The sequence below is a fragment of the Pleomorphovibrio marinus genome, from assembly GCF_003347495.1.
Taxonomy (GTDB): Bacteria; Bacteroidota; Bacteroidia; order Cytophagales; family Cyclobacteriaceae; genus Pleomorphovibrio; species Pleomorphovibrio marinus.
Genome location: NZ_QCXY01000003.1, coordinates 464,002 through 490,207 on the forward strand (window position 1 = coordinate 464,002; position 26,206 = coordinate 490,207).

Annotated in this window: 19 protein-coding genes; 8 read left to right on the forward strand and 11 right to left on the reverse strand. The window is 40.2% G+C overall.

The features are described 5' to 3' along the window. Window positions 1–15: 15 nt before the first annotated feature. A complete protein-coding gene (locus DB520_RS11125; RefSeq protein ID WP_232834920.1) occupies window positions 16–282 on the forward strand; it encodes a DUF3471 domain-containing protein in 267 nt (88 codons plus the stop codon). A gap of 30 nt (window positions 283–312) precedes the next feature. Here the strand turns inward: DB520_RS11125 and DB520_RS11130 are convergent, their stop codons facing one another. Both DB520_RS11130 and DB520_RS11135 read right to left on the reverse strand, forming a co-directional pair. Next, the gene (locus DB520_RS11130) at window positions 313–4,380 is read right to left on the reverse strand and encodes a hybrid sensor histidine kinase/response regulator transcription factor (protein WP_114749784.1); all 4,068 of its coding nucleotides are present in this window, start codon (window positions 4,378–4,380) and stop codon (window positions 313–315) included. A 251-nt stretch (window positions 4,381–4,631) separates the two neighbouring features. Continuing rightward, complete coding sequence (locus DB520_RS11135; protein ID WP_114749785.1) at window positions 4,632–5,660, reverse strand: ScyD/ScyE family protein; 1,029 nt, start codon at window positions 5,658–5,660, stop codon at window positions 4,632–4,634. Between the two features lie 453 nt (window positions 5,661–6,113). Here DB520_RS11135 and DB520_RS11140 point away from each other — a divergent pair, with 453 nt between their 5' ends. Next, the gene (locus DB520_RS11140) at window positions 6,114–7,493 is read left to right on the forward strand and encodes a serine hydrolase (RefSeq protein WP_114749786.1); all 1,380 of its coding nucleotides are present in this window, start codon (window positions 6,114–6,116) and stop codon (window positions 7,491–7,493) included. Window positions 7,494–7,556: 63 nt separating this feature from the next. Here the strand turns inward: DB520_RS11140 and DB520_RS11145 are convergent, their stop codons facing one another. Both DB520_RS11145 and DB520_RS11150 read right to left on the reverse strand, forming a co-directional pair. Next, on the reverse strand, window positions 7,557–8,267 hold the full coding sequence (locus tag DB520_RS11145; RefSeq protein ID WP_114749787.1) for an outer membrane beta-barrel protein: 711 nt from the start codon (window positions 8,265–8,267) through the stop codon (window positions 7,557–7,559). 79 nt (window positions 8,268–8,346) lie between these two features. Next, window positions 8,347–8,961 carry a Crp/Fnr family transcriptional regulator gene (locus DB520_RS11150; protein ID WP_114749788.1) on the reverse strand — a complete coding sequence of 205 codons (615 nt, stop codon included), beginning with the start codon at window positions 8,959–8,961 and terminating at the stop codon, window positions 8,347–8,349. Between the two features lie 102 nt (window positions 8,962–9,063). On the opposite strand from DB520_RS11150, the gene DB520_RS11155 reads away from it, so the two are divergent. Both DB520_RS11155 and DB520_RS11160 read left to right on the forward strand, forming a co-directional pair. Further along, entirely contained in the window at window positions 9,064–9,327 is a 264-nt protein-coding gene (locus DB520_RS11155) for a hypothetical protein (RefSeq protein ID WP_114749789.1), read from the forward strand. Window positions 9,328–9,343: 16 nt separating this feature from the next. After that, window positions 9,344–9,577, forward strand: a complete 234-nt coding sequence (locus tag DB520_RS11160) for a hypothetical protein (protein WP_114749790.1) — start codon at window positions 9,344–9,346, stop codon at window positions 9,575–9,577. A gap of 455 nt (window positions 9,578–10,032) precedes the next feature. Here DB520_RS11160 and DB520_RS11165 read toward each other — a convergent pair whose 3' ends face one another. From DB520_RS11165 to DB520_RS11195, 7 genes are all read right to left on the reverse strand, one after another. Then, on the reverse strand, window positions 10,033–11,007 hold the full coding sequence (locus DB520_RS11165; RefSeq protein WP_114749791.1) for an MlaD family protein: 975 nt from the start codon (window positions 11,005–11,007) through the stop codon (window positions 10,033–10,035). A gap of 140 nt (window positions 11,008–11,147) precedes the next feature. Next, on the reverse strand, window positions 11,148–11,894 hold the full coding sequence (locus tag DB520_RS11170; RefSeq protein ID WP_114749792.1) for an ABC transporter ATP-binding protein: 747 nt from the start codon (window positions 11,892–11,894) through the stop codon (window positions 11,148–11,150). 6 nt (window positions 11,895–11,900) lie between these two features. Further along, window positions 11,901–12,623 (reverse strand): MlaE family ABC transporter permease, encoded by a 723-nt coding sequence (locus tag DB520_RS11175; protein ID WP_114749887.1) that lies wholly within the window; start codon window positions 12,621–12,623, stop codon window positions 11,901–11,903. Between the two features lie 205 nt (window positions 12,624–12,828). Beyond that, the gene (locus DB520_RS26990) at window positions 12,829–13,764 is read right to left on the reverse strand and encodes a DUF3667 domain-containing protein (protein ID WP_114749793.1); all 936 of its coding nucleotides are present in this window, start codon (window positions 13,762–13,764) and stop codon (window positions 12,829–12,831) included. A gap of 189 nt (window positions 13,765–13,953) precedes the next feature. Continuing rightward, window positions 13,954–15,543 carry an FG-GAP repeat domain-containing protein gene (locus tag DB520_RS11185; RefSeq protein ID WP_114749794.1) on the reverse strand — a complete coding sequence of 530 codons (1,590 nt, stop codon included), beginning with the start codon at window positions 15,541–15,543 and terminating at the stop codon, window positions 13,954–13,956. A gap of 9 nt (window positions 15,544–15,552) precedes the next feature. Continuing rightward, window positions 15,553–16,893 carry a vanadium-dependent haloperoxidase gene (locus DB520_RS11190; RefSeq protein WP_114749795.1) on the reverse strand — a complete coding sequence of 447 codons (1,341 nt, stop codon included), beginning with the start codon at window positions 16,891–16,893 and terminating at the stop codon, window positions 15,553–15,555. A gap of 67 nt (window positions 16,894–16,960) precedes the next feature. Continuing rightward, entirely contained in the window at window positions 16,961–18,997 is a 2,037-nt protein-coding gene (locus DB520_RS11195) for a CRTAC1 family protein (RefSeq protein WP_198675300.1), read from the reverse strand. 382 nt (window positions 18,998–19,379) lie between these two features. Between DB520_RS11195 and DB520_RS11200 the strand changes: the two genes are divergently transcribed. The 4 genes from DB520_RS11200 to DB520_RS11215 all read left to right on the forward strand — a co-directional run bounded on the left by DB520_RS11200 (window position 19,380) and on the right by DB520_RS11215 (window position 26,170). Next, window positions 19,380–19,892, forward strand: coding sequence for an RNA polymerase sigma factor (locus DB520_RS11200; protein WP_114749797.1), 513 nt, complete (start codon window positions 19,380–19,382; stop codon window positions 19,890–19,892). Window positions 19,893–20,025: 133 nt separating this feature from the next. Then, window positions 20,026–21,069, forward strand: a complete 1,044-nt coding sequence (locus DB520_RS11205) for a FecR family protein (RefSeq protein ID WP_114749798.1) — start codon at window positions 20,026–20,028, stop codon at window positions 21,067–21,069. Between the two features lie 23 nt (window positions 21,070–21,092). After that, window positions 21,093–24,611: a SusC/RagA family TonB-linked outer membrane protein gene (locus DB520_RS11210; RefSeq protein WP_114749799.1), complete on the forward strand. Its 3,519-nt coding sequence runs from the start codon at window positions 21,093–21,095 to the stop codon at window positions 24,609–24,611. An 80-nt stretch (window positions 24,612–24,691) separates the two neighbouring features. After that, entirely contained in the window at window positions 24,692–26,170 is a 1,479-nt protein-coding gene (locus DB520_RS11215) for a RagB/SusD family nutrient uptake outer membrane protein (RefSeq protein ID WP_114749800.1), read from the forward strand. The last annotated feature ends 36 nt before the right edge of the window (window positions 26,171–26,206 follow it).

Consider the following 26,206-nt stretch of genomic DNA (forward strand, 5'->3'; position numbering starts at 1 on the left):
TACAAAAGTGAAGCAGTGGATGTACCAGAATCCACCCTTGAAGAATATGTTGGTGTTTATTCCTTAGGTCCGGAGCTTACAATCAGTATCACCAAAGAAGGGAAGCAATTGTTTGGGCAAGCTATTGGTCAGGGGAAGTTCGAGATCCATTCACAAAACGATAGGGTATTTTTCCTGACCGTGGTAGAGGCAACCATAACATTTCAAAGGAGAAAAGGTGCAGTGGAAAGCCTGATCCTATTTCAAGGGGGTCAAAAAACACTTGGCAAGAAGGTTGAATAGTGTAGGTAATAAACCGCTTCTAATTCCGCATTAAAGCAAGTCTGCTTGAGAAACATACTCAGAGGGCTTTTTCCCGAATTGCTTTTGGAAACATTTGCTAAAATAAGAGGGATCTTGAAATCCAACTTGCCAAGAAACTTCTGCTACATTTCCTCCTCCTTTTGACAATATTTCAGCAGCCCTTTTTAGCCGCATCATCCGGATAAAAGACCCGGGAGAAAGTTTCGTCAATGCTTTTAACTTTCTGTGCAACTGCATTCTGCTCATCCCCAGTTCTTCGCTCAAGGATTCAACCCCAAATAAATGATCCATTATTTTTTCCTCCATGATCTTTAATACTTTTTGAAGAAATTGTTCATCCAATGAATTGATCTTAATTGCGCATGGCTGTAGCATGATTTGTTGACTGAAAAAGCCCTGAAGTTTCTTTCTATTTTCAATCAGGTTGTGAATGCGTACAAGCAGCTCCGAAGCTTCAAATGGTTTGATGATATAGTCGTCTGCACCGATCTGAAGTCCTTCAATTTTACTCCCTCCTGAGGCTTTTGCCGTCAGAAGCACAATAGGTATATGAGCAGTTAGCTCATTATTTTTAAGTTTTTGGCATAGTTCTACACCGTCCATCTTAGGCATCATCACGTCACTGAGGATCAGATCAGGAATTATTTCAATTGCTTTTTCAACTCCCTGAAGACCGTCATTTGCAGCAATCACTCGAAATGAATCCTTCAAAATGTCAAAAATAAATTGCCTGACATCCCTATTATCCTCTACCAGCAACACTATAGGTAGATCACCCTCCAAAATCGAGGCCTCCTCATTTTCACAATCTTCCTCATTATAGCCGTTCTGGGGGTTATTTCGTGGAATGGCCGACATTTTTGATACTATGGCTAATTCTTCCTGACCAAGCAATGGAAGAACCAATCTTAATTTGAAAACGGTTCCAAGACCAATTTTGCTCGAAACCTCAATGTCACCTTCATATAATTCTACCAGCTCCTTGACCAAAGAAAGCCCAATTCCACTTCCTCCCATATCATAAAGGTTGGAGTCTTCAATTTGATAAAAGCGGTTAAATATGTTTTCCAGCTGCTCCTCTGACATGCCGATTCCTTTATCCTCCACCAGTATTTCCAAAACTTCCAAACTGTTGTAAACTTCTATGTTATTTAACCAACTTGGTTTTCTTTCATTTTCAAAAGGCAATAACCGGATGCTGACCAATATGGATCCACCGGCATGGGAAAATTTAAATGAATTGGAGATTAAATTATTGATGATTTTTTCAAGTTTATCAACATCAATGAATGCCATGGGGTTTTCCTGAGGATTCCTGATGGTGTAGTTGATTTGCTTTCGCTCCGCCAAGGACGAAAAAGAATAAACCAGAACTTTAAGGAACGTGGTTAAGGCTACGGGTTTAAAGTTTAGGTCCAATTTACCGGATTCCAGTTTGGAAAGATCCAGGAGTTGATTGATCAATTCTTGCAGTCTCTTACCATTTCGCTGCATCATCAAAAAGATGGATTGATCATTCTTTGATTCATTTTTGGATATGATTTTTTCCAAAGGGCCCAAAATTAGGGTCAGCGGAGTTCTGAATTCGTGAGATATATTAGCAAAAAACCTGGATTTTAAGTGGTCAATCTCAAGCATTTTATCTGCCTCCAGTTGCTTGAGGACTAAGGCATGTTTCAATTGTTCCCTCTTGACGGTGAATCTTTTGAAGCTGTACAAAAAAACCAATAAAAGCATGGCATAACCAAGATAAGCCCATTCAGTCTTCCACCAAGGGGGTAGAATCGTAAATTCAAAAGCGTTTATGGATTCTTCAGAAAGGCTATTGTCCGACAAAACCTTAACCTTAAAAGCATAATGGCCAGGTTTTAATTCAGAATAACCAGCAAACCTTCTTGTTCCACTGTTTACCCACTCAGCATCCACTCCTTCCATACGGTACATAAACTGTGTTTTGTCAGGAGAATGAAAATTGACAGCGTTAAAATCAATATAAAGGAAATTTTCAAAGTGTTTTAATCGTATATCTTTTTGATCCAGGGAAATACTTTTATCCAACACCTTTACTTGGGTAATATAGACCGAACTCTTTTGATTAACCTCTGAAATGCTGTCCTGATGAAAAAAAACCAAGCCATGATTGGTTCCAAAATACACCTTTCCGAAACGGGCATGGCCGCTTGTTTCCAAAAAATAATCTCCTAAAAGTCCGTCACTTTTTTCAAAATTATGAAATATTTCTTCGATGGGGTCAAACCTGCTCAAACCTTTGTCAGTGCCCAACCACAACATTCCATTACCATCTTCCACGATACTGTTTATTCTGTTGCTCGATAGACCGTCCTTAGTGGTAAAATACCGCAGCTCCTTTTTTTGGATATCCACCCTATTCAAACCTCCCTGTACAGTTCCAATCCACAAAACACCGTTGTTGTCTTCATGAATGGAATACACCGCCATATCCGAAATTTTTTTAAATTCCTCCTCTGCGTAAATATGGAATTGGGTAAAGGTTACGGTTTGTGGATCATATTGAAAGACTCCCATCCCTGCTACCGCAGCCCAAATAAATCCTGAACTCCCAGCCAAAACCTGGAATACCCTTGTCCTGAGATGAATTTCTTCAGGGACTTTGATTTTGGGGAAATAGGTGAAATTGGAGCTTTTAGGGTCAAACTTTGCCAGCCCATCTTTGTAACTCCCCATCCAAATGTTCCCATTTATATCTGCTGTGATGGTCGTGGGAGCTAATTCCCCCTTGTGCCAAATAAACAGTTCTTTGTCCCTATTCCACTCAAACAACCCTTTCTCTTCACTGCAACCAACCCAGATTCCTCCTTTAGCATCTTCCACCAAAGCCCAATTTTCAGGAAACACCGCAAAGGGATTTCCTTTTTTCAGGGGTATTGATTTCACTTTTTGGCCAGCTTCATCCCACCACAAAATCCCGTTCCCTTTATTAACCAACCAAACAGTCCCCAGCCTGTCCACCAATACATTCTGTATCTGATTTTCTTTACGAACATATTCATGGGAAGAATTCACCAGCTGATACTTCATAAAGGGTTTTTTCACCAATACGGCTTTGTTTAAGCCAAAAATCGTCCCTACCCATAAAATACCCGAATGGTCCACATAAGTGGTAAAAACAGAATTGGTGCTCAAGCTTCCTGCAACATTTGCTTCGGACTTATACGATTCGACTTTAAACCGTTTCATATCTACTTTTTGAACACCCCCACCCGAGGAAAGCCACAAATCATCCCCAAATCCAAAGATAATATACACACCATCATGTAGTTTTTGACCAAGTGGTATGAGCTCTATGTCGCTCATTGTTCGGGAATCCATTTTATACAATTCCCCGCCCCGAACCTTGATGTACAAAATGCCATTGTCATTCATATGCAATGCCGTAGGGGACAAAAAGTCATTGTTTTTACCTCTAAGTGAAATCAACTCAAATGTTCCCGTACCTGCATCAAACTTAGTAAGCCCATCATTGGTAATTCCCCAAAAACTGTTGTTTTTTCCTTTCTGAATCATGGGGAATTTGGATTCTCCTGGCGGAGAATACAATTCAAACCTTTCAGAATCGGGTGTGAATTTTATTATTCCACTTTCGCTGCCCAACCAAATATTACCATGATCGTCTTCCTTGACAGACTTGATAATATTAGCGGCATGGGCCTTATCTTTCATAGGTTGAAACAATTTCCCCTCACCACTGTATTTATTGAGCCTAATCAATCCCCACAGGCTGCCCAACCAAATCCTTCCCTTACTATCCTCAAAAACATCAAAAACCACCTGTGATGGCAGGGAATTGCTAGGATCGTTGGGGTCATACCCAAAATGAACCGCCTCATGGCCGTCAAACCTGAATACACCTTCCCTTGTTCCAATCCAAAGAAATCCTTCCTTATCCTGGACTATACTGGTCACCAAAGTCTTGGGAAGTCCGCGTACCCCACTTAAATTTTCAAAATAAACCTCATTGGCCAATCCAGAAAAACCAGCCTTTAATCCAACTAGGAGCAGGAGAGTGATTCTACCTATTTTGGCTAAACCAATCATGTGAAGAAATTATGTTAGTAGAGGATTCTAGAAATTATTCATACTAAGTGGATTAAAAACCATTTCTTGTTTCAAACCCATTTCTTAAATTATCTAACCTATTTAGCCTTGTGCATCTGTTCCGGCCCATACTCTCTAAACCACTGAAAGTTAACTAAATAAAAGGATATTTTTATAAAAAATCTCCCAACCATAGGTTGGGAGGAAATTGGTTGAATTCCGAATAAAAAGTCCAATTTGGGGACAAGCCTTTATGTACCTATGGTTTTTATTCTCAAAATTTTTCCGTCGTGGAAACTATTAACATAATAGAAACCGCCTACTGAACTCACCACTGCAGTAGGAGTATTCAGACCGTCCATTAAAACTATAGGGTCACCGTCCCCGATTAATAATCTACCTGTGTTTGCCTGCCATCCTGGCTGGGATTGAGGGGGTGGAACAAATCTGGCATATTCAATAACAACCAACCTTTTTGACGGACTTAAGGTAATTCCTGTCAAACTGTTGTACCCACCTTTGTAGTTCTTTACATTTCCATCCACATCCATTTGAAGTACTCTTGCATATCCCTGAGGAAACGGAAAACCATTTAATGTGGTTATCAGGAATTTTTCTCCATCCCAAATAATCCCAGTTGGTACAGATTCCAACTTACCCGGACCAACTTCCGCAGGGTTCTGTATTCCTTCTATCTCAGCCACTAGGCTTTGTTTTCCGGATTTGTCAATTTTGATAATGGCATTTGCTCCTGCATCCACAATATAGATTTCTTCATTGGGACCAGAAACGATATCATATGGGTTAGAATATTCAGCTTGTATTTCATTTTTTATAAAGGTTGAAATATCTTTTTTTTCCAAAGAAGATGCATTAACAGGAGGATCACCGATTTTATAGTGTGAAATGTCCAATGTGTATAAGGAACCATCTCCATCTCCGCTGCTATGAATCATTATTACTTTATTGTCTTTTATGATAAGATGATGCAGTCCTACTGGAATGTTTTCCTGCACCCTTATCATGGAAGGAAATCCATTCGCAACAACATGCTTCTTTCCAGCAGGTGTTATTAATGTCAATTGGCTGTCGTTATTGCCTGTTCCGGATTCTGTTACCCAAAGGTTTTGTTTATTATCAAGTACCATACCAATGGGAGCGTTTAGACCTGTTACAAATTCCGGATTATTAATAACCGTTCTAACTGGTGCCGGATTATCTAAACATCCTGAAATGAGGATAAAAATCAGGCCTGGCAAATAATGTGATAAATTTTTCATAAGGTCTTCTTTTAAAGGGATAAAACTGAATAGTTGTCAAAATCAATGGGGTAAATTTAAAAAAGGGGTGAATCAATAAACCCGTAAAACTGTAACCGATTCAGGTAAAATTGTAACATATAATTCTACTCTCAACAAAGAAATTTGAAATACTGAAATCAATGATCATTTTAAAGAATTGAGGCGAAATTTTCAAGGATCAGTTGGAGTCCTATCTATCAGGAATGGTTTCTACAAGACACTCCATCAGGGTTATTCACTTGCTAAATTTGGAAATAGAACTCCATGACCTATTTGATTTCTTATCGGAATTATTTAACTTAGAATGTGTAAAAAAGGCGAACTGTTTGTCTAGTGGGCCTGGCCAACCATAAAAATAGGTCAGCAGGTGGGGATTGAAATTTTTAAAAAAGCATTTATAGACTAAATCACTTTGTTTAAAACCCACCCCCTATGAACCGCCTATTTTTCACCCTGATTATTCTTTTGATATCGGTTTCCACCTTTCAATGTCAGAAAAGCCCTGGTAAGAAAAGTCTGAAAAAGCTCCCCCCTAAAGTCCTAGAAACCATCGAACGACGCATAGCTAAAGGAGCTACCCATAGTATTGCAATTGCCTTAATAGATTCTGCAGGAGTTACATATTATAATTTTGGGAAAACTCAAGAAGGGGGTAAGGACGTGGATGAACACACTATCTATGAAATCGGTTCTATTTCCAAGGTGTTCACAGGGATTCTTCTTGCTCAGCAAGTCTTGGATGGGGACCTAAAGCTGGAAGATGAAATTAATAAATTTTTACCGGATAGTGTAAAAGCCCATGTGAAGGGCGAAGCCGAAATCACTTTCGGCAACCTAACGGATCACACCTCAGGCTTTCCCGGAATGCCCGACAATTTTACCCCTGCCAATCCCAACAACCCCTATGCAGACTACACGGTAGATCAGATGTATGACTTTGTTTCAAAGTATCAACCTGATCGGAAAGTAGGTGCTGCATTTGAGTATTCAAATTTTGCTCAGGGCCTCTTGGGGAACTTGCTTGCCCAAAATAAAAACCAAAGCTACGAAGAATTGATGGTTAAGACGATTGCAGATCCTCTGGGTATGAAGAATACACGAATCGGCTTCACAGGTGAAATGAAAGAAAACCTAGCCTTGGGACACAGTGAAGGCAAGGTCGTTGAAAGTTGGGACATACTAACACTTGCAGGTGCAGGTGGGATAAGAAGTTCAACCTCAGATATGGCCAAATTCATTGCTGCTAATTTAGGCTACCTAGATAGTCCTTTGGCAGATGCAATGGCCATGTCACATACTGTCAGGCACAGTAAAGCAGGGAATATGCGGGTGGGTATGGGTTGGTTTATAAAGAAGGGGAAAGAGGGAGATGTAATCTGGCATAATGGGGGCACCGGAGGATATAGGACATTTACTGGATTCGTAAAAGAAACGGGTATTGGGGTAGTACTTCTTACCAATTCGTCCATTAGCACTGATGATATTGGTTTTCATTTACTAGATCCAGGATCGAAAATTGCCCATTTAAGGTACAAAAGTGAAGCAGTGGATGTACCAGAATCCACCCTTGAAGAATATGTTGGTGTTTATTCCTTAGGTCCGGAGCTTACAATCAGTATCACCAAAGAAGGGAAGCAATTGTTTGGGCAAGCTACTGGTCAGGGGAAGTTCGAGATCCATCCACAAAACGATAGCGTCTTTTTCCTGACCGTGGTGGAGGCAACCATAACATTTCAAAGGAGAAAAGGTGCCGTGGAAAGTCTGATCCTATTTCAAGGGGGTCAAAAAATGCTTGGCAAGAGGATTGAATAGTTTAAGTAATACAGCACATTTAATCCAGCCTTCCAATAGTTAAACATGAAAGGCTGGAATATTTTAAAATAAAAACCTCCAGGTAAGATGTACAGGACTGATATTTTCGACATTCCCCGCAGTCAGTAGGGAGTTGAATTGGTAGGTAAGTCCAAAACTTGATGCATTGAGGATTTCCAGTTTTTTGAAATAATTGCCCTTAAAGCCCAGCATTAATTCTGCCTGAACGTTAAATGGACGGGCCACATCTGACAAATCTATGGACTGATTTTCGTTGTTTTCCCTAAAAGAAAATGTGGTGCTGAGGTTGTATCCACCCCTCAAACCGATTTGAAGGAAGATATTGGTGGTTTGCTTGCTGCTGTTTTCCTTGAAATAAAACCTTGTCTGGGCCGACAGGTTTAGGCTGTTTTGGAACACCCTTGTATATTTAATCCCATCCGGTCCTTGGATAAATTGACTGTTGTTTTCATCCAATACCGGAAAAAAGTCCAGGTTATAGGTCAACCTCTCCAATTCCACACCAGTAACAAAGGAAACCTTATGGTTGATTGGTATTTCTTTCATCAGGCCTAACTGCACATTGCTGTGCCCATCCTGATAAAAGTTATCCGACACTCCCTGAAGCAAACTTACCCCGGCACCGAAACTAAAATAGGTTTGCGACTTATAAGGCCTTTTGGAGGTTGGGGTTCCATTTTGTGCCAATATACTCTGGCTTAAAATAAATAAGAAAAGAATAAGGGTGGCTTTAGTAAATTTTAATGTTTTCATCTTTTGTAGCTGTTTGTTTTACAGGTACAAAGATGCGGTACGGTAAGAAGTCAAAAATTGATCTATGTTAAGAAGATACTTAACGTTCGTCCAAAAGCTTTTTTCTTATCCTACTGAGGGATTCTGGTTTGATGTTAAGGTAGGAGGCTAAATACTTGAGTGGAACTTGTTCCAAATAGATGGGGTATTTCTCCATCAACCGGACATACCTTTCTTGCGCAGAATCCGTCATCAGGGAAATCTCCCTTTGCTCTCTCCATAAATAATATTGCTCTACTGCTGTCCTGCCAAATTTATTGCTTTCGGGATAATGCTGGTAAAGTTGCTGTAAAAAATCATGGTGAATGGACGCCAACACGCAGTCTTCCAGCGCCTGTATGAAAAACCGGGAGGGTCCTTGCTGGATAAAGCTGGAATAGGAACAGTTGAATTCGTGTTGAAAAGAAAAGTCAAAGGACTGTTCTTCTCCTTTCACCATTACAAAGTGTCTGGTGCAACCTACCAACACAATAGAAAGAAAGCGCTCCGTATCTCCTTCATTTAATATAAAATCTCCTTTGTGGTATTTCCTGATCTTAAAACCCTCTTTAAAAACTATCCATTGCTCCTCGGACAAAGGCAGGTATTCATACAAAATTTTCCTTGCTGTATCTAAGTGCTGGTCATATTCTTTTTCCGGAAGGGCTTGGTCCATATGCGTCTAGTGGTTAAGTGAATTTTCAAGGTAAGCAATTACTTAACATAGGTCAATTTTCAGGAATGATTAGAGTCATAACTTAGTGTCGCTAACAAAAAGATGATGAAGATTGCATATAAATTTGGAAACCTAAAAGGGCTCAAAACAATAGCCTACCTCATGCTATCCGGTGGTATTATTAGGGGTTTGTTTGGTGTGTATGATTTTTTCAAAATACAAGCCGGACTGAATCTTGTAGAAAAAGTCGATTTTTTGGTGGAAAATGCCCTTTTATTCGGGATCAATGGGCTAATTCTATTTCTTGTCCTTAAATGGTTAGCCGCAAACCTCAAAGGCAAAGATTTTAAATTGAGTTTGAAATAACTAAACAGAAAAGAAAATGAACAAGTCAACATCCAAAGCTGCCTACCCTTTAATTAACTTCCTTTCCTCTATATTTCTGGTATGTGGGATAGTCCTTATTTTTTTGGAGATCGTTAGATTCTTTAGAACAGAAGATTATTCCTTCGTTGAGGCCAGAGACAAGTATTTCATGGTAATCTTAATGCTGGGTTGGTATGTGGGTTTAAGGTACCTGAGCAGGAAAAATATCAAAAAAAATACTGAAAAATAATTGGATGAAACCGAGCTTGCCTACCGGACAGACGGGCATGAGCAAAACCTCACACGGAGTATTAAAAATTGGCATTTACAGAAAGGTAATGACCTTAGGTTTCTCTCTGAGTTTTTTTAGAGGGCCGCAACGAATTCGCAACGCTCGTAGCCTAAAAAAACATTTGTCATTGATCAATTCAAAAAATATCTTGCCCATAACCAAATGGATAGGCCGTGAAACCAAATAAGGTTGAAAACCTATGGTTTGAGACAATTCTTTAATACCAACATTTTCATTGTTTTGTTGGGTGCCTAATCCAGTTTTAGGAATTAGGCAAATTAAGTTTAGTGTGAAATAAATAGCTCTTTTACAGACAGTTATTTTTAGAATCAACCAACTACCTAACCTGGGTGGAACTACTTTTTAACTTCGAAAAAACAGGACCTAATACAGTCTCGGTCTCCTTGCAACAGCTACTCTTCCAGCTCCCTGCTCTTTTCTCTTTCAAGCCTTCTGAAATACCTTCTGAACAAAAAATTGCTCCTCATGGCTTCCATATTCTCGTTGAATTTTTCTGTACTCAATTCCAGGTTAACCATGCTGTTTGCCAATGACTCTCTGAAAGAAGTGTCCCTGAGGAGTAAACCGGCTGGACCATCACCAGCTTCCAGATTGTTGATAAGATCATTTACTGTACTGATCATCGTGGCAGCCTGCTTGCTGGACTCCCTGATTTGCTCTATAGAAACTGACAGATCATCAGCAAGTTCCGAGTCTGTAAACAGTCTCCCCACCACGCCCTGCCCTTCCTTTAAGTTTCCCATAAATTGATTCCCTGCATTTGCCAAGCTTGATGCATTGGAAGCAGCAAGTTTCAGTTCCCCTACTGCATTCTTGATATCTTCTGTCAAGACCGAATCCGAAAGCAAGGCCCAAAAGCTCTCACTCTTATTTAGCTTCTCCGAGATTTCAAACAGGTTTTCACTGGTCTTTTCAACAAATTCACTACTGGAACCTATTCGCTGCATCATGTCATCAGTGCTGACAGGAACTGCGGCATAAATCACATCCCCCTCCTCTACAATTTCAGCATCTCCCGGTTGGGGAATGATCTGAATGATTTTATTACCCATCAGGCCATCTGTGCCAATAGTAGTCAGGGCATTTTTTCTGATATAAGGAACCATACGCCTCCGTACATACATCTGAACAGATATGGAAGAGTCATTGGCCATTTCAATGGATTTTACCGTCCCAACATCCATTCCTTTGAAGCGCACGTTGTTACCGGGTACCAGCCCATTTACATTGTCCACCATGGCGGTAATGATAATGGAAGACCCAAACATATTTTGGTTCTTGCCAATCATATACAAGGTAAATACCAGAAACAAAATTCCTGCGATTACCAACCCTCCAAGTTTTGAGTGTTCTATGCTTTTTTTCATATGATTATAATTTGTTTTTTTAAAGGCCATATAGCTTGCCCCGAACTCGATTCGGGGGAATCTCGCAGTCTATAATCATCCCAGTGTGTGACGTGCTCGTCATGCCCTGACTGCCGTCAGGACAGGCTCGATTTCATAATTCATGTAAAAAACTCTTTTATTCTGTGATCTGTAGATTTACTGAGTGCCTCAAAGGTATCATCCGCATAGCAGGTTCCGTCAATCAACATTATGACCCGGTCTGAAGTGATTTCTATACAGTTAAGATCATGCGATATGATCACCGCTGTCGCATTATATTTCTTTTGTACACGCACCATTAGCTGGCTGATTTCCCTGGATGTAATCGGATCCAGACCAGTGGTAGGTTCATCGTATAGGATGACTTTCGGTTTCAAAATCAGTGACCTTGCCAAGGCAACCCGTTTCTTCATGCCCCCTGAAAGCTCTTGTGGCATCCTATCAATGGTATGCAACAACCCAACATCCTCCAAGGCTTCCTTAACCGCTGCTTCTGCTCCCAGAGCCCGCTCTTCCTTTGTCCAATGGATGCGGAGGGGGAATTCCAGGTTTTCACGTACCGTCATTGAGTCATACAATGCGTTACTTTGAAACAGGAACCCTACCTTTGCCCTCAGATCATCAAGTTCATCTTGCTCCAACCCTTGTATGGGACTGCCCAAAACCACAATTTCTCCCTCATCCGCTTGGATCAGGTTGATAATACATTTGATCAAAACCGATTTCCCAGAGCCGGATTTTCCTAGAATCACCAGGTTCTCCCCAGGATAAACTGACATTGAAAAATCCTTTAGTACGTGATTGTCCCCAAAGGACTTGTTGAGATGCCTAACTTCTATTATCGGCTTTTTCGATAGTCTCTCCATCTTATGCTAAGTCAGTCCCAGTAAATCTGTGACCTGAACTGCAATCAGGTCAATGATAAATACCATTAAAGAAGCCACGATGACTGCCGTGGTTGCTGATCTTCCCACACCCTCTGTTCCTTTTTGGGAACTGAATCCCTTATAACACCCCACTATGCCTATCGCAAATCCAAAGAAAAAGGTCTTAATTAAAGAGGGTATGACGTCACCAAAGGATAATGCATCAAATACCTGAAACCAATACAGGTGCCAACTCACATGCCCTCGGATATTGACTCCTAGATATCCTCCATATAAAGAAATCGCATTTGCCAAACTGGAAAGCAGGGGGACCATCAAGGTGGCAGCCATCACCCTAGTTACTACCAAGTATTTGAAAGGATTTGTCCCGGAAACTTCCATGGCATCAATTTGCTCGGTCACTTTCATGGAACCAAGTTCCGCCCCCAAGCCAGAACCGATTTTTCCCGCACATATCAAGGCGGTAATGACCGGTGCAATTTCTCTTACCAGGGATACTGATACCATGGCCGGCAACATGGATTCCGCCCCGAATTCGAGCAGCGTGGGTCTGGATTGAATGGTAAGCACCAGCCCCATTATGAAGGCGGTTACTCCTACAAGAGTTAGGGTCTTATAGCCAATCACAAAACATTGGTGGATAAATTCCTCGTACTCCTGCTTGGGTTTGGAGGCTTCTTTGAAAAACCGGGCAGTGAAACGGGACATTTCTCCTGCCTCTTTAAAAAACTGGTTGTCCAGAAAATTTAGATATTTCACCTGTTCAGTTGTTTGGATGGCCCAAAATTGGGGATTCCATCTTTGGGATATGCCAATAAGAATCAATTGATTTGATGATGTTTATCATGTTTTACCATTAAAAAGGAAATAAGATCACCTAATACCCTGTGCTGTAAATAAAATTATATTCCTATTAAAAACGGAAAGTCTTTAAAGGAAAATATTGTATAGCAATCATTAGTAATACACCTCCTAAAAACACCGAGACCAGATAGCAAAGCCCACTAAGGACTACCACTTTAATTTTACTATTGAAATAATTTCCGAAAAATCCCACATATAACCAAAGGGCATAAATAGCAGAAAGTCCCACAGCCACAAAGTATCCAAATTCCTGAAAATATAGACTCGTCATAAACAAGGATAAAATAGAGATCAAAATCAAAAATATTAGTTCAATAGATAGCCTATAAACGTTCAAAACTAAGTGTTCGCTGAAATTTAACTTAGCTTTCCAAAAGAAAATCCAACTAAATACTGCCATCAATGGAATTTGGACGAGGTTACTTATTTTGGGGTTATGTTCATAAAAAGACAAGGTTTCTCTTCCAGCTTTGTCTTCCTCCCCTACCTTCAAAATATCTACCATTTCCAATTCACTGAAATAGGTAAAAAAAATCAAAAACCCCAATAAAACCATATAAAACGAACCAAAGGAAAGATGACTGGCCCTTTTTCCTTCCATATATTCAAATACGGTTTTACCTGGGTTTCTCAACAACTGCCACAGGGAAAAAAAGAATCCTTTTTCAAAAGAAAAAATAGCTTGAAACAAATCCCGTTTCAGAAATGCACTTATACTAAAACGCCGAGTACGGATGGACTGACCACATCTGGTGCAAAAGTTAGCATCAGATAAAATATCTTCTCCGCAATTTAAACAATAGGGCTGAATTTGGGATTTCTTACCCATCCTCTTGTTTTTTAGGTGATTCCATGAAATACCTCCAACTTTAAAATATAGTCCTCGCCTCCTTAGTTGTAAAACAGCTTTTAAAGGACTTACTTTTATCATTGTACAATCCATTGCAACATACAAAACAAGTATGGTAAAAGGAAAGAAGAACATCAATAAGGCTAGAAATACCACAGAATGAAAGGTTTGATGCACTTCAACAAAGCTTATCCGTTCGGTTCAGGTGAAAAAACAATTCCTAACCAAAAAATAATAGACCATTTTTGCAGAATTAAGGCTGCTTGGTAATTCGATTGGCCTAAAAAGTTATTTCAAGTAGTATTGGAATTAATTTAGGTATGTCTAGTCTATATCTTCAAACGATATTTTTATTAAAGCATGCCTTTTTTGAGCCCAGAGACTCCTTAATGAATTGGGAATATCGGCAGCCTGGGACAACAAATGGGCTGCCAAAAGAATCTCTTTCCTGCCATTACCATCCAGATCGGCCAAAACAATGTCTATCCATCGACTTTCCTTAATCATAGGTAAAACAATAGGAGAAAATGAACCCCCTTCCTTTTGCTCAAAAACTATAAACCCTTCTTCAGGGTACTTATGGAAATCGGGGAAAAAGGACACTACTGCAAGATCCTTTAATCCATCATCATTGAAATCATGAGCTATCACCTTATAGGCTCCGTTTACTGGCAGAAAATGATTCTGCTTATACACCCCATCTATATCCTCAAAAATTCTAACTCCATGATATGGTTTAAGGATAGGACTTAAGTCCGCATTGTCACCATTCACATATAAGAGTTCCTCTTTACCATTTCCATTGATATCCTCAAAAGTAAAAAAAGAAGAACCGTAAACAGGTGGCATTTGGATAAGCGTTTTCCTTTCAAAAACTCCGTTTCCACTATGGGCAAAGTTGACCAGTACTTCTTCCCCGTGCGCAATCAATGCCACAATTTCCAATTTTCCGTCCTGGTTCAGGTCTTTTTCCATAAGCTGTAGAGTGCCCGCACCTTTGTAAATTTCCCTTTTTGAAAACTCTTCGAGATTTTTAAAATACAGGTTCAAGCCCCCGGTCAGGCTCCCGAATTCCGCTATCAGGAATTCGGGAGTGCCAGACTCCATGAAATTTGTCATCAGAAAATCCACCGGCCTATTCAGGTTTTCAATCAAGGCCTCTTTTTTTCCTTCCTTGTACAGAATGAGCTTCCCTTTACTTTCGGCAGCTGCCTCAAATGTCCCCATGGTAAGAATATAGAGATCTTCCCCTTTGGCAATTACCTTGATTGGTACTGACCCGGTTTCGATCTGATCCAACTGATTGAAATTTTTGTCCAGGATGTATAAGGATTTTGTCCTTTTATCTCCCAAATAAATGATTCCTCTTTGATCATCAAATTCCACAAAGGAAACACTTGAATAGGAATTCGAAAACCTAAAAGGTACAGAAGAAACAGCAAAATTCAATTTTCCCGTCGGTCTATCCCTATCTATGGAGGACAATTGTTGCGGTGCCTTGCTTAAGTAAAATTTTTCAATGGCCAACCATTCCTCTAACCGGACGACCGATGAATCCGGATAGAGTTGTAATTTTTTGGCCAAGTTACTGATGGCATCCTTTTCAAAAACCGCATTTGGAATTTGAGGCCTATAGTGGTGACCATCAAAAAAAATCCCCATATGGAGGGACATTTGCGGCAATACATTATTTTGCCAGGTTTTTTTGTCCAGCAATTCAGGTACTGGAAAAAGATGGCAACTGCCACAATGGTTGATCGCTAATTCATGGCTCTCTTCAAGAGAATGGGATTCCTCCAAGGTAGTGATAAGGTCTGTATTACCTCCTTTGTTGGTGCAACCAATCTGAAAAGCAACTATTATCCAAAAGGAAAAAACCCTGGACTTAAAAAAAACAAAGGAATGGTGGAGCATTAGAGGAGATCAATTAAAAGCCACAGTTTCATTTTTTTTAAATTTAATCCTTTCTGCCACCAATTGGCCTACATGTACACCTTGGGCTATCCCGTTGGTGATAGCTGCTTTATAATGAATGCCACCATAAAGCCGGCTGATAGCAGCCTCTTGGGATGCTTCCCTAAAAGACAAAAAATCCCTGGCAGGAAGGCCAAATGACACCTCTGAGGTGTCGGTGTATGCAAACTCATCCCCAAACAGATGGGATAAGGCCTCTGCTGCTGCATTTGAAATCACACTGTGTCCGCTGGTATACTCAGGAAAGGCAGGTGTTTGTAAAAATGGCGTCCAATCTGGATCAATATATCTTTCTATAAATGTCTCAGGACGAATCAAATCTGTTTTATATTTGGTGTCCCAGCAACTAATAAAGGCGTCTGCCAGTGCGATACTGGTCATGGTCAAGGCCACAGCATGTTCGAGATTGGAAAGGTTTTGCTGAGCAGAAGCAATACAGGCAATAGAAACCCAATGTCCTCCTGGTGAAAGCTGTTGCTTAAAGTATTTCACGTGGCCGCGCACAAAAGTAATGTTAGGATTACAATCCCAGAATCTGGCAATGGCTTCTTTTTCTTCGTCAAGCTCTTTCCCTGCCAGGTATACTTCCATGCTCTGCTCATAAAATTCCGAGCCAGGAATAGTGTCAAACACAGGTGGAGAGGGTGCCGGAAACTGGCTGGCGGAGTCAAGAACAAAAGGCCGGATTTGGGACCAAAATGGCTCTATTCCATCCATAAAATCAGGGGGAGTGGGTTTCCATTTCCCCGGTTGATGAGAAACAGAGTGTCTTTTCCCTCTTGTCTCCTTGTATCCATCATTATCCATCCATGCTAGAATATGGCTTGCAATTTCTTCGCCAAAATCAAGGGAATTTTCCAGGACTTTTCTATTGAGTCCTTGCTTTTTAAAGGGATCCAGGTACCTTTCCAAATACTCCTCCAATAGTTCGTTCGTATAAACCATCTTGGAAGCTACCCTTATAAAGGCCACCTGGGAGGCAATTGGATAAGCGTATTCCAATTCGGGGTTAGGCTTAGGGGGAGAACCGAGTCCGTTTAATTGATGGGCAAGGGACAAAAAAGAGCTGTCGGTATGCCGTAAGGCTTCATAAGCAGCTATATTGGAATAGGCATAAATCCTACTGGAAACAGGCGGTGTGAACAAATCCTTCATAATGACCTCCGTGAGTTCCACATTGGCCTCTGTAAGCTGATATTGACAAAGTCTTTCCAGGTTTTCCAAAGGAAACTCCTTTTTGCATCCTGCAATTGAGATCAATATAAATAGGAAAAACACGGTTTTTGACATTTGTTTCCGGGTCTCTGGTTTTTCAAAATGAATCTACAAAATTATTAACGTAAGTAAACATAAAATCCTACTTAACCTCCTGTTTTATTATATGTAAGGTATTGATTTTTGGGTCTTGCACTGACTGAACAGAATGATATTTATCTGGCCAATGTACTATAATTTCAGTGATTGCAACTGCATCCCCCAACCCAAAATGGGCAATGGCCGGGGAGCTTTGGGTATTGATTCGTTGATGAAACTTTTTTATTGACCCCTCCACCGTTTGGGCAACAATTTCTATCTTAGCACCAATACCTTGATAGTTAGCGGTCTTTCCCTGAAGTCTCACCTGCACCCAAGAATGGTTGTTTTCTGTATGGTTTTTCAAAAACACCGGCACATGCTTTTCAAATTCAAAATAGCCTCCTTTAGTAGCCATTATATCCAATTTGCCGTTTTGATAAGTATCTACAAGCTGTATGGAATAGGAGTTCCCCAGAAAACCTACCGAAGCAACATTGCTATTTGGTTCCAATTTAACCCCGTTGTTCTCTAGAATCACATTGGGTACCATTGTCTCTATATTTGAGTTGCCAGTTCCTACATAAAAATCGGGATACCCGTTATTGTCCAAGTCCCCAACTCCCACTCCCTGGCCCATTAAATTATAATCAATTCCCCATTCTAAGCTTTGGTCCTCAAACCTTCCCTTTCCATCGTTTATGAAAAGCCTAGGTGAGGCCAATTCGTGGGTATTTTTAATCAAATGGTTGGCATAATACCCCAAACCTTGCTGCTGGATTTTCGGAAATACCAACAGATCCTCCAATCCATCCTGATTGACATCTACTGCCACACACTTATTGCTAAATACTGGATCGGATGCTCCTGCCGCATCGGGTACTTCCTCGAAAGACCATAATTTTCCATCCTCCTTACCATTATTGAGAAACAATCGGTTGTTTCCCCCCTCTATAGAAAGGTAAAGGTCCAAAAGACCATCATTATTGACATCTAACCACGCACTACCCATTACCAATTCGGAAATCGGCAAACCATATTTTACACTTACTTCTTCAAAGGTACCGTCTCCCTTGTTTTCATATAATCTGCTAGGATGTGCATTCCGGAAATACTTGGTCAAAGATTCATTGGCAATAAATATATCCAGGTGCCCATCATTGTTAAAGTCCACAAAATGCGCATGATTGCTTGGGAAAAAATCCAATACGCCAGCACTGTGAGTGACATCTGAAAAAGTACCATCTCCGTTGTTTTTCAATAATGAATTGGGTTGATTACCGGAAGCGGACAAAGTGCCCCCCCGGGAAACAAACACATCCGGAAAACCATCGTTATCAAAATCTCCCTTTACAATGGAAATCCCTCCTATTAACCCCTCCAATTGGGCTTCTTTACTTTTATAGCTGAACCCACCATCCTTATTTCCCTCCAAATAATAAAGTGGTGAATCAAATCCAATAGACCCATATATCACATCCAGATTACCGTCTCCGCTAAAATCCTCTGCGCATAACCCTCCAATAAGTCCTATTCCTTTCCATCCTTTTTGCTTGGATTCATTTTTAAACTGCAAGCCGATTTGGATTGAATCTTCGGAATAATCAGAAGCCAATGAACTTTTCTTTCCTTCCAGGTTACGAATTACTTCAATCATCCATTCCAGGTAGATATCCTCGGGAAAGTTTTGATTAAGTTTTCTAAATAATTCGAGTGATTTTTCAAGGTCTGATTTAGATGCATTGGTAAAAGTAAAATCCGCATTGAATTGAAAGGCATCCCAAAAACTCTCTTCCCCTTCTTTTTCGATGGCTTCAAAGAGATAGGTAAGGGCAATCAGGTTTTGGATAGGTTTATTTTCCAGGGTTATTTCCGATTCGTCATAGTTGAGAAACTCCATTAATTGCCCAAGTTTATTCCTGGCTTCCTTATAATCACCTGAATAAACCAATTCAGTACCCAAATTAAAAAGATATTGAATCTTGTTTTCACCAAACACAGAATCTTCAACTGCTTGATAAGCTTTTACCCGTTCCGAATTTAGAAAATAATATTTGTCGGCTACAGCATTTTTGAAGGCCTCATGGAAAATTTCCACCATTTTCCGAGTTTCCTTTGGGAGAGAATTTTTATCGATTTTGTCAAAATCCAGTTTTCCTTTAGAAATGTCAACTGGGTTTTGAGGCTTACAACTTGTCCACAAAAAAAACCAGATCGATATGAAAACCATAAACTTGGGAATTCTACTTTTTGGATGCATTGGTTTTAAAAGCTATCGAGGGATTACAAATAAAGGTCAATTATTCTTATTTCAAATAATTTTTTAGCTGATTTCAGCGATAACAAAAAAAAGGCGGTTTTTTTTGAGAAACAAAGAAATACTTTCTAACTTTTAACCCAAATAACAAATAGTATATCATCTACTTTTAAAGTATGATGTGCGCATAACAAAGCTTACATACTGCCCAAAAGACCTGGTTCTAATGTTGAAAGAAGGAGACGAAAAGGCCTTCAGTCAACTGTATGATCAATTTTATTCCCCAATGTTCTGCTTTGCAAAAAAATATCTCCATGATGAAGATATGGTGCGGGATGTTCTCCAGGATGTTTTTATTAAGATCTGGCAGAAAAGGGAAACCTTGGATCCTGATTTATCCTTTCAAAATTTTTTGTTCACCCTTTTAAAAAACCAATTGCTCAATACCATAAGGAAAAGGGACAGAGAGATTCTGCGGCTGGCAAAAGCTTTTGAAAATTCAGGTGAATTGATCAATTTCACGGACTTTTATTATAGGAAGAATCATTTTCTGGAAGTTTTTGAAAAAGGCATCAATGAGATGCCTGAAAAAAAGAAGCTGATTTTTAAAATGCACAACATCCAGGGGTTTTCATCCCAAGAAATTGCAGGAAGTCTCGGTCTCTCCGTAAATACAGTGAAATCACAAATCACAAAAGCCAATATTTTTTTAAAAGATTACATAAAGAAGTTTCTTTAAATTAGGTAGCCGGATCAAATGCTGGATTTTCCTTTCAGGAAAAATTTGCAGTAAAAATAATTTTTTTTACCTCCTGTAATACCTAGACCATCTTGTGGTGTAATAGTAATATGTAACGAAAATTTTTCGACAGGTGACAGAACATCAAGAGAAAATATTTGAAAAATATCTAATTGGAAAATGTTCTCCCAAAGAACTGGAAGAATTATTTTATTGGTTCAAAACCAAGGAAGGTGAGGCCTTCTTAATGAACGCAATGGATAGGGATTATCCGCTATTCGAGCAATTGGTAGAATCCAATTATTCTGACCCAACTCACTCAGAGAAACATAAATTCAATTTATGGCTTAATGTTCTTTCTCAAGTCCCACCCTCAAAAGATCCCCAGAATAAATTAATCAAGTCTAAAAGGGTCGGGAAAAAATCCATTAATCTCCCATTTAAGGTTGCAGCAGTGTTTCTTTGCTTTTTAGTTGCCGCAATTTCCATCTACAGTGTTTTTTTTAGCTATGATCAGTACCAAACGGGCTACGGTCAAAAAAAGGAAATCACATTAAGTGACGGCTCCCAATTAACCTTAAATGGTAATTCAACCATTCGGTTTTCCCGGGATTGGAAAGTCAAGGGAAAGCGAGAGCTTTGGCTCGATGGAGAAGCATTTTTTAACGTAAATAAAGTGGAAGGAGATTTACCTTTTCAGGTTTATACTTCGGACAACTTACAAATAGAGGTTTTGGGAACACAATTCAACGTGGCAAAAAGAAAAGGAAAAACCCAAATTGTACTTAATTCCGGAAGTCTCGCGGTAAATTTTTCCACCCTTATTGAAGATTATCAATCCAAAAAGAATATCAACAGACAAATTCTGGTACCAGGTGAGTTGCTGGAATTCGATGAGGCAACAAGGAACTTTAACCATATGAAGGTGATACCTGAAAATTATTCCTCCTGGAAAGAAGGTAAAATTGTTTTGAGTGATACCAAGTTTAAAGATTTTCTACTGATGATAGAGGAAACTTACGGTGTGGAAATTCAAGTCAATAATCAGGGATTATGGGAAGAAAAGTTTAACGGTTCCATTCCAACCACAAACATTGACGCCATTTTCCATAGCTTATCTCTGCTTATTGGAGTGGAAATAGAAAAAATAGATCACAAACTATATGAAATCAATTAGTAAAAATCCAAAATATAAATGATATGAAAAACAAAATACCAATTTTAACCTTAATCATTGGGTTGCTCTTTTGGCTACAAATGCCATTGTTAACGGCACAAAGCCTAATGGCTTCCAATAGCCTGGCCTCCATGCAAGGAGGTCCAAGTCAGGAAAAAGTAAAGACTTTGGAAAGTGTATTGGCAGATGTGGAGGAGAAATATAAAGTTTCTTTTCTTTATCATTCCAATATCACCCAAGAAGTCCTTTCGAATCTTTCTGGTACTGAGTACAGTTCATTGGAAAAGGAGCTGGAAGGGGTTCTTTCTCCAAATGGTTTCCAATTCCAAAAGATAGAAGAGGACTTTTTTGTGGTGAAGAAAGCAAAGGTCAACCGATCTATTGAAAACAAAGACCTACCAGCCGAAAGGACTGTTCCCAAGGAAAGATCGGCCACAGAATCCATACATTCCGTAGTAAGGAATTTTAACCCCTTACCTCAATTTACAGTAAGGGGGACAGTGGTTTCTTCAGATGATAATGAGACCATACCTGGAGTGAATGTTTTGGTCAAAGGAACCAATATTGGGACGGTCACAAATGTGGACGGAGAATATTCGATTACCGCCCCAGATGGTAATGCAACTTTGGTTTTCTCCTATGTGGGCTTTAAGAGACAGGAGGTAAGTATTAATAACCGAACTAACATAGACATTTCATTGGAAAGTGATATGCAAGATCTTCAGGATGTGGTTGTGGTAGGTTATGGGTCAGTAAGAAAAAGTGATCTTACTGGTTCGGTCGCATCTGTTTCTGAAAGAGAGATAAAAGAGGTTCCTGTCGCCTCATTGGATCATGCCCTTCAAGGTAGGGCACCAGGTGTTCAAGTAACGCAAAATAATGCTGCTCCCGGAGGAAGTGTTTCTGTGAGAGTACGTGGAGGGAATTCAGTGGTAAGCGGTAATGAGCCCTTATATGTAATTGACGGCTTTCCTATTTATCCCAATGACCAAAACTTCAACGTTGGTGGGTTTGGACAAAGGGCCGGCGGAAGTGCTTTGAGCGCCATCAACCCTAATGATATTGAATCCATAGAAATCCTTAAAGACGCTTCGGCAACAGCAATTTATGGTTCAAGAGGTGCTAATGGAGTTGTATTGATAACTACAAAGTCAGGGAAAGAAGGTGCGGTACAAGTAACCTATGATGCTTATTATGGGATACAAACACCTGCTCGTAGAATTCCGGTATTGAATGCCAGAGAATTCGCGGAAATATTCAATGAGGCAGAAATAAATGCCGGATTTAACCCCCTTTTCGGTGCAGGAGATCCCAATTTTCCTGACCCATCCATGTTAGGCGAAGGGACTAACTGGCAAGATGAGATATTCCGTGATGCGGTAATGCAAAACCATCAACTAACTTTCTCGGGGGGTTCAGAAGCTACTCGGTATTCTTTATCAACGAATTATTTTGATCAGGAAGGAATAGTCTTGGGCTCAAGATTTCAACGGGGCTCTATTCGCTTAAACATTGACTCGAAGGTAAATGAGCGATTGAATGTAGGGGTAAGAATGACCTACAACAAGGTATATGATAATGGTGCATCTGCATCATTTGATGGGGGGCTAAGTGGAGATGCCATTACCAATGCGGTTACCTTCCCTCCTATTGACAACATTCGTCGCCCAGATGGTTCCTACCAATTGACCAGTAGTATTTTGGCTGCGGGCAGAGGAAGTACAAATTTGCAAAACCCGGTTGGTTTGGTAAATGGCTATAAGGATTTGCGTATTCAAGACCGGTTATTGGCCAATGTCTTCGCTGAATATGAGATTTTGCCCCAGCTTAAATTCAGGTTCAGCTTAGGAACGGACCTATTCAGTGCCACTGGAAATGTATATAGAGACAGAGAAGGCTCCGAGGCAGGAAGGGCATCAGGGGGAATTGCTTCCAAGTCCTACAGAAACATCACTAACTGGTTAAATGAAAATATCCTTTCTTACAATACCACTATAAATGACATACACAGGTTTGATATTGTAGCAGGTTTTACCTACCAGGAAGAGGTGATGCGGGGTTTTAGTGCCAGTGCAAGGAATTTTGTGAATGACATCGTCATGGATCACAACCTAGGTACAGGTGCGGAATTTTTGAGACCGGGTTCATTTCAAAATGGCTGGAACATCGCCTCCCTCCTCAGCAGAATAAACTATACCCTCATGGACCGTTACCTTTTCACAATAACTGGAAGAAGGGATGGTAGCTCGAGATTTGGTGCCAATAACAAATGGGCGAATTTCCCATCCGTGGCATTTGCCTGGAGGACCATAGAAGAACCTTTTATGCAAACCCAGAACTTATTTTCTGACCTGAAATTGAGAACAAGCTGGGGGGTGACTGGAAATCAGGAAATCGGAAACTATAGGTCTTTGGCAAGATTGCAAAACCAAAATTATGTGTTCAACAACAACTTTGTGGTAGGCCTAGGAACAGATGGTGTACCCAACCCGGACCTAAGGTGGGAAACCACAGCGATGACAAATTTCGGGTTGGATTTTTCCTTCCTTGACAATCGATTAAGGTTTACATTTGATGGCTACTACAACAAAACTACTGACTTGCTTCTCAATGTAACCTTACCTACCACAACAGGAGCCACCAATGCACTTCAAAATGTGGGTAGCCTTGAAAACAAGGGACTTGAATTTGCTGTTGGATATGATGTTTTTGACAGAGATTTCGTTTGGACCATTGATGGTAATATTTCAGGAAACAGAAATCAAATTTTGGATATTGGGCCTCTACAGCCCTTCCAAATCGGTGGAAACGTCAGTGCCCACTTAAGTTCCGCAGGCAGTTGGATAATACCTGGACAACCTATAGGAGTTTGGTTTGACCTTGAATATGATGGGGTCTATCAGCCCAATGATTTCAATCCCGACGGAACACCAGCCGAAGGAGTTGTACTGAGATTGGGTAATGAGCAACCCGGATGGGCCAGATATGTGGATCAAAATGGTGATGGAGTAATAGATGCGAACGACAGGACAATCATTGGCGATCCTACTCCAAATTTCTTTTATGGCATCAATAATAGAATGGCCTATAAAGGTTTGGAATTGACCTTTTTCTTTCAAGGCGTGTATGGAAATAATATTAAAAACTCACAAAGGTTCGAAATAGCTAACGGAAACCCTGGTTCAAACCTCAGCAGACACTATGCAGAAAACCGATGGTCTGAAAGCAACCCCGATGGAACACTTCCTCTTGCAAGGTTTGAAGGCAATGGGACAGTAAACAACTCCTCCATCAACATAGAAAATGGCTCTTTCCTCCGGTTGCGAAATGTGATGTTAGCTTACAACATTCCTGCCTCGGCTACTTTCTTACGAAATGCTAGGGTTTATATCAGTGGACAAAACATTTTCACCATTACTAATTACACTGGATTTGATCCGGAAGTAAATGTACTGGGACAGAATAACGTAAACCTTGGAAATGATTATGGTGCTTTTCCAAGAGCAAGGACATTTATGTTGGGTGCCTCCATTGGGTTTTAATTTTACATCACTAACTTTATCAACAGGTTGAAAACAAAATAAAATGCAATCAAGTTGTTGACTTATAACTATTAAAAGCTATGAAATTAAGCAATTATATAATTATTGGATTGTTTACAGGCATGCTGACAATGATTACTTTGTCCTGCGGTGAAGGTCTATTGGAGGAAGTTCCATATGATTTCATCTCCCCTGAGCAATTCTACAACAACGAAACGGATGCGTTGGCCGCTGTAAATGCGGTCTATGACGTTCTCCAATCAGGAAGAGGAGTTTGGGTGGATGAGTTATACGGTAGAACCATTTATGTGGTTCAATGGTCCCCAACCGTGGCGCAGTTTGGCTATGACCAATTTATGCAGTGGAACTTCCAGATTGACGATGGAATGATCAGATCGATATGGATGGGTTCCTATAGAGGAATTAACAGAGCCAATGCGGTAATTTCGCGTGTACCTGAAATAGACATGGATGAAAATTTAAAAGCACGTATTGTACATGAAGCTAAATTCCTTCGTGCATTTTACTATTTTCTTCTGGTCAGTCATTTTGGTGATGTTCCGAACATAGAAGAAGAAACTTTAGGTTTAACGGGTGCAGCGTATACGGCAACTAATGCAGGGACTGAAGCGGAAATTTGGCAACTAATAGAAAGTGATTTGATCGATGCAGAGGGTGTTTTGCCTGAAACTTATTCTGATGCTGACAAAGGCAGGGCCACAAAAGGTGCAGCTATGGCGTTGTTGGCTAAGACCTACTTGCAGCAACGAAAATGGCAGGAAGCTGCTGACAAATCAATGGAAGTCATACAAAGTGGAAACTATGATTTGTTTAACGATTATATCGATAACTTCAGATTAGAAACTGAAAATGGCATCGAACATATTTTCTCCGTTCAATATACAGATGGAGTGGGTGAAGGATCTATGGCAGGCGCTTTTACAGGCAGGTCCGGTCACGTCAATCCAGGATGGTCCTCTGTGGTCGGAGAACCGGAATTTTTTGACACATTCGACCCAGACGATGAAAGGATTGAAGGCACATTCCTCACCGAATTTGTGAACAATGACGGTGTAACAATCCGCTACAATCCGGAAGGGGGCGCCAATACCTTTAATCGACCCAATTGGAGAAAAATGAACCTTTGTGAATGTTCCCTTGCAGCTGAAGATTGGCCCCATAATTTCAACATTATCCGATTTGCAGACGTGTTGCTAATGCATTCAGAAGCCGTGGCAATGGGCGCCAATTCCTCCCAGGATGCCTATTATGGTATCAACAGGGTGAGGGAAAGAGCCGGCCTACAACCCATATCCGGCATCACCGGACAGGAATTGATCAACGCCATTCTCTGGGAAAGGTTTTGGGAACTGGCTTTTGAAGGAACTGGATTATTGGATCTCTGGAGACAAAACGTACTGGATGACCAGGCCTTGATTGATCAATTTGTGAACCCTCAGGGTAGAGGGAATATTCAACTTCCAAGGCATTATAAATTCCCTATTCCTTTGGCGGAAATTGACCTGAACCAAAACCTGACCCAAAACCCAGGTTATTGATATAGTTCAGATCATATATATTTAACCAAAAAAAAC

What these genes read in the sequence shown, in the direction of transcription:
- DB520_RS11130 (WP_114749784.1), bottom strand. Translation starts at nt 4,380, where the DNA reads ATGATTGGTTTAGCCAAAATAGGTAGAATCACTCTCCTGCTCCTAGTT.
- DB520_RS11135 (WP_114749785.1), bottom strand. Translation starts at nt 5,660, where the DNA reads ATGAAAAATTTATCACATTATTTGCCAGGCCTGATTTTTATCCTCATT.
- DB520_RS11140 (WP_114749786.1), top strand. Translation starts at nt 6,114, where the DNA reads ATGAACCGCCTATTTTTCACCCTGATTATTCTTTTGATATCGGTTTCC.
- DB520_RS11145 (WP_114749787.1), bottom strand. Translation starts at nt 8,267, where the DNA reads ATGAAAACATTAAAATTTACTAAAGCCACCCTTATTCTTTTCTTATTT.
- DB520_RS11150 (WP_114749788.1), bottom strand. Translation starts at nt 8,961, where the DNA reads ATGGACCAAGCCCTTCCGGAAAAAGAATATGACCAGCACTTAGATACA.
- DB520_RS11155 (WP_114749789.1), top strand. Translation starts at nt 9,064, where the DNA reads ATGATGAAGATTGCATATAAATTTGGAAACCTAAAAGGGCTCAAAACA.
- DB520_RS11160 (WP_114749790.1), top strand. Translation starts at nt 9,344, where the DNA reads ATGAACAAGTCAACATCCAAAGCTGCCTACCCTTTAATTAACTTCCTT.
- DB520_RS11165 (WP_114749791.1), bottom strand. Translation starts at nt 11,007, where the DNA reads ATGAAAAAAAGCATAGAACACTCAAAACTTGGAGGGTTGGTAATCGCA.
- DB520_RS11170 (WP_114749792.1), bottom strand. Translation starts at nt 11,894, where the DNA reads ATGGAGAGACTATCGAAAAAGCCGATAATAGAAGTTAGGCATCTCAAC.
- DB520_RS11175 (WP_114749887.1), bottom strand. Translation starts at nt 12,623, where the DNA reads ATGTCCCGTTTCACTGCCCGGTTTTTCAAAGAAGCCTCCAAACCCAAG.
- DB520_RS26990 (WP_114749793.1), bottom strand. Translation starts at nt 13,764, where the DNA reads ATGTTCTTCTTTCCTTTTACCATACTTGTTTTGTATGTTGCAATGGAT.
- DB520_RS11185 (WP_114749794.1), bottom strand. Translation starts at nt 15,543, where the DNA reads ATGCTCCACCATTCCTTTGTTTTTTTTAAGTCCAGGGTTTTTTCCTTT.
- DB520_RS11190 (WP_114749795.1), bottom strand. Translation starts at nt 16,893, where the DNA reads ATGTCAAAAACCGTGTTTTTCCTATTTATATTGATCTCAATTGCAGGA.
- DB520_RS11195 (WP_198675300.1), bottom strand. Translation starts at nt 18,997, where the DNA reads ATGGTGGAAATTTTCCATGAGGCCTTCAAAAATGCTGTAGCCGACAAA.
- DB520_RS11200 (WP_114749797.1), top strand. Translation starts at nt 19,380, where the DNA reads ATGTTGAAAGAAGGAGACGAAAAGGCCTTCAGTCAACTGTATGATCAA.
- DB520_RS11210 (WP_114749799.1), top strand. Translation starts at nt 21,093, where the DNA reads ATGAAAAACAAAATACCAATTTTAACCTTAATCATTGGGTTGCTCTTT.
- DB520_RS11215 (WP_114749800.1), top strand. Translation starts at nt 24,692, where the DNA reads ATGAAATTAAGCAATTATATAATTATTGGATTGTTTACAGGCATGCTG.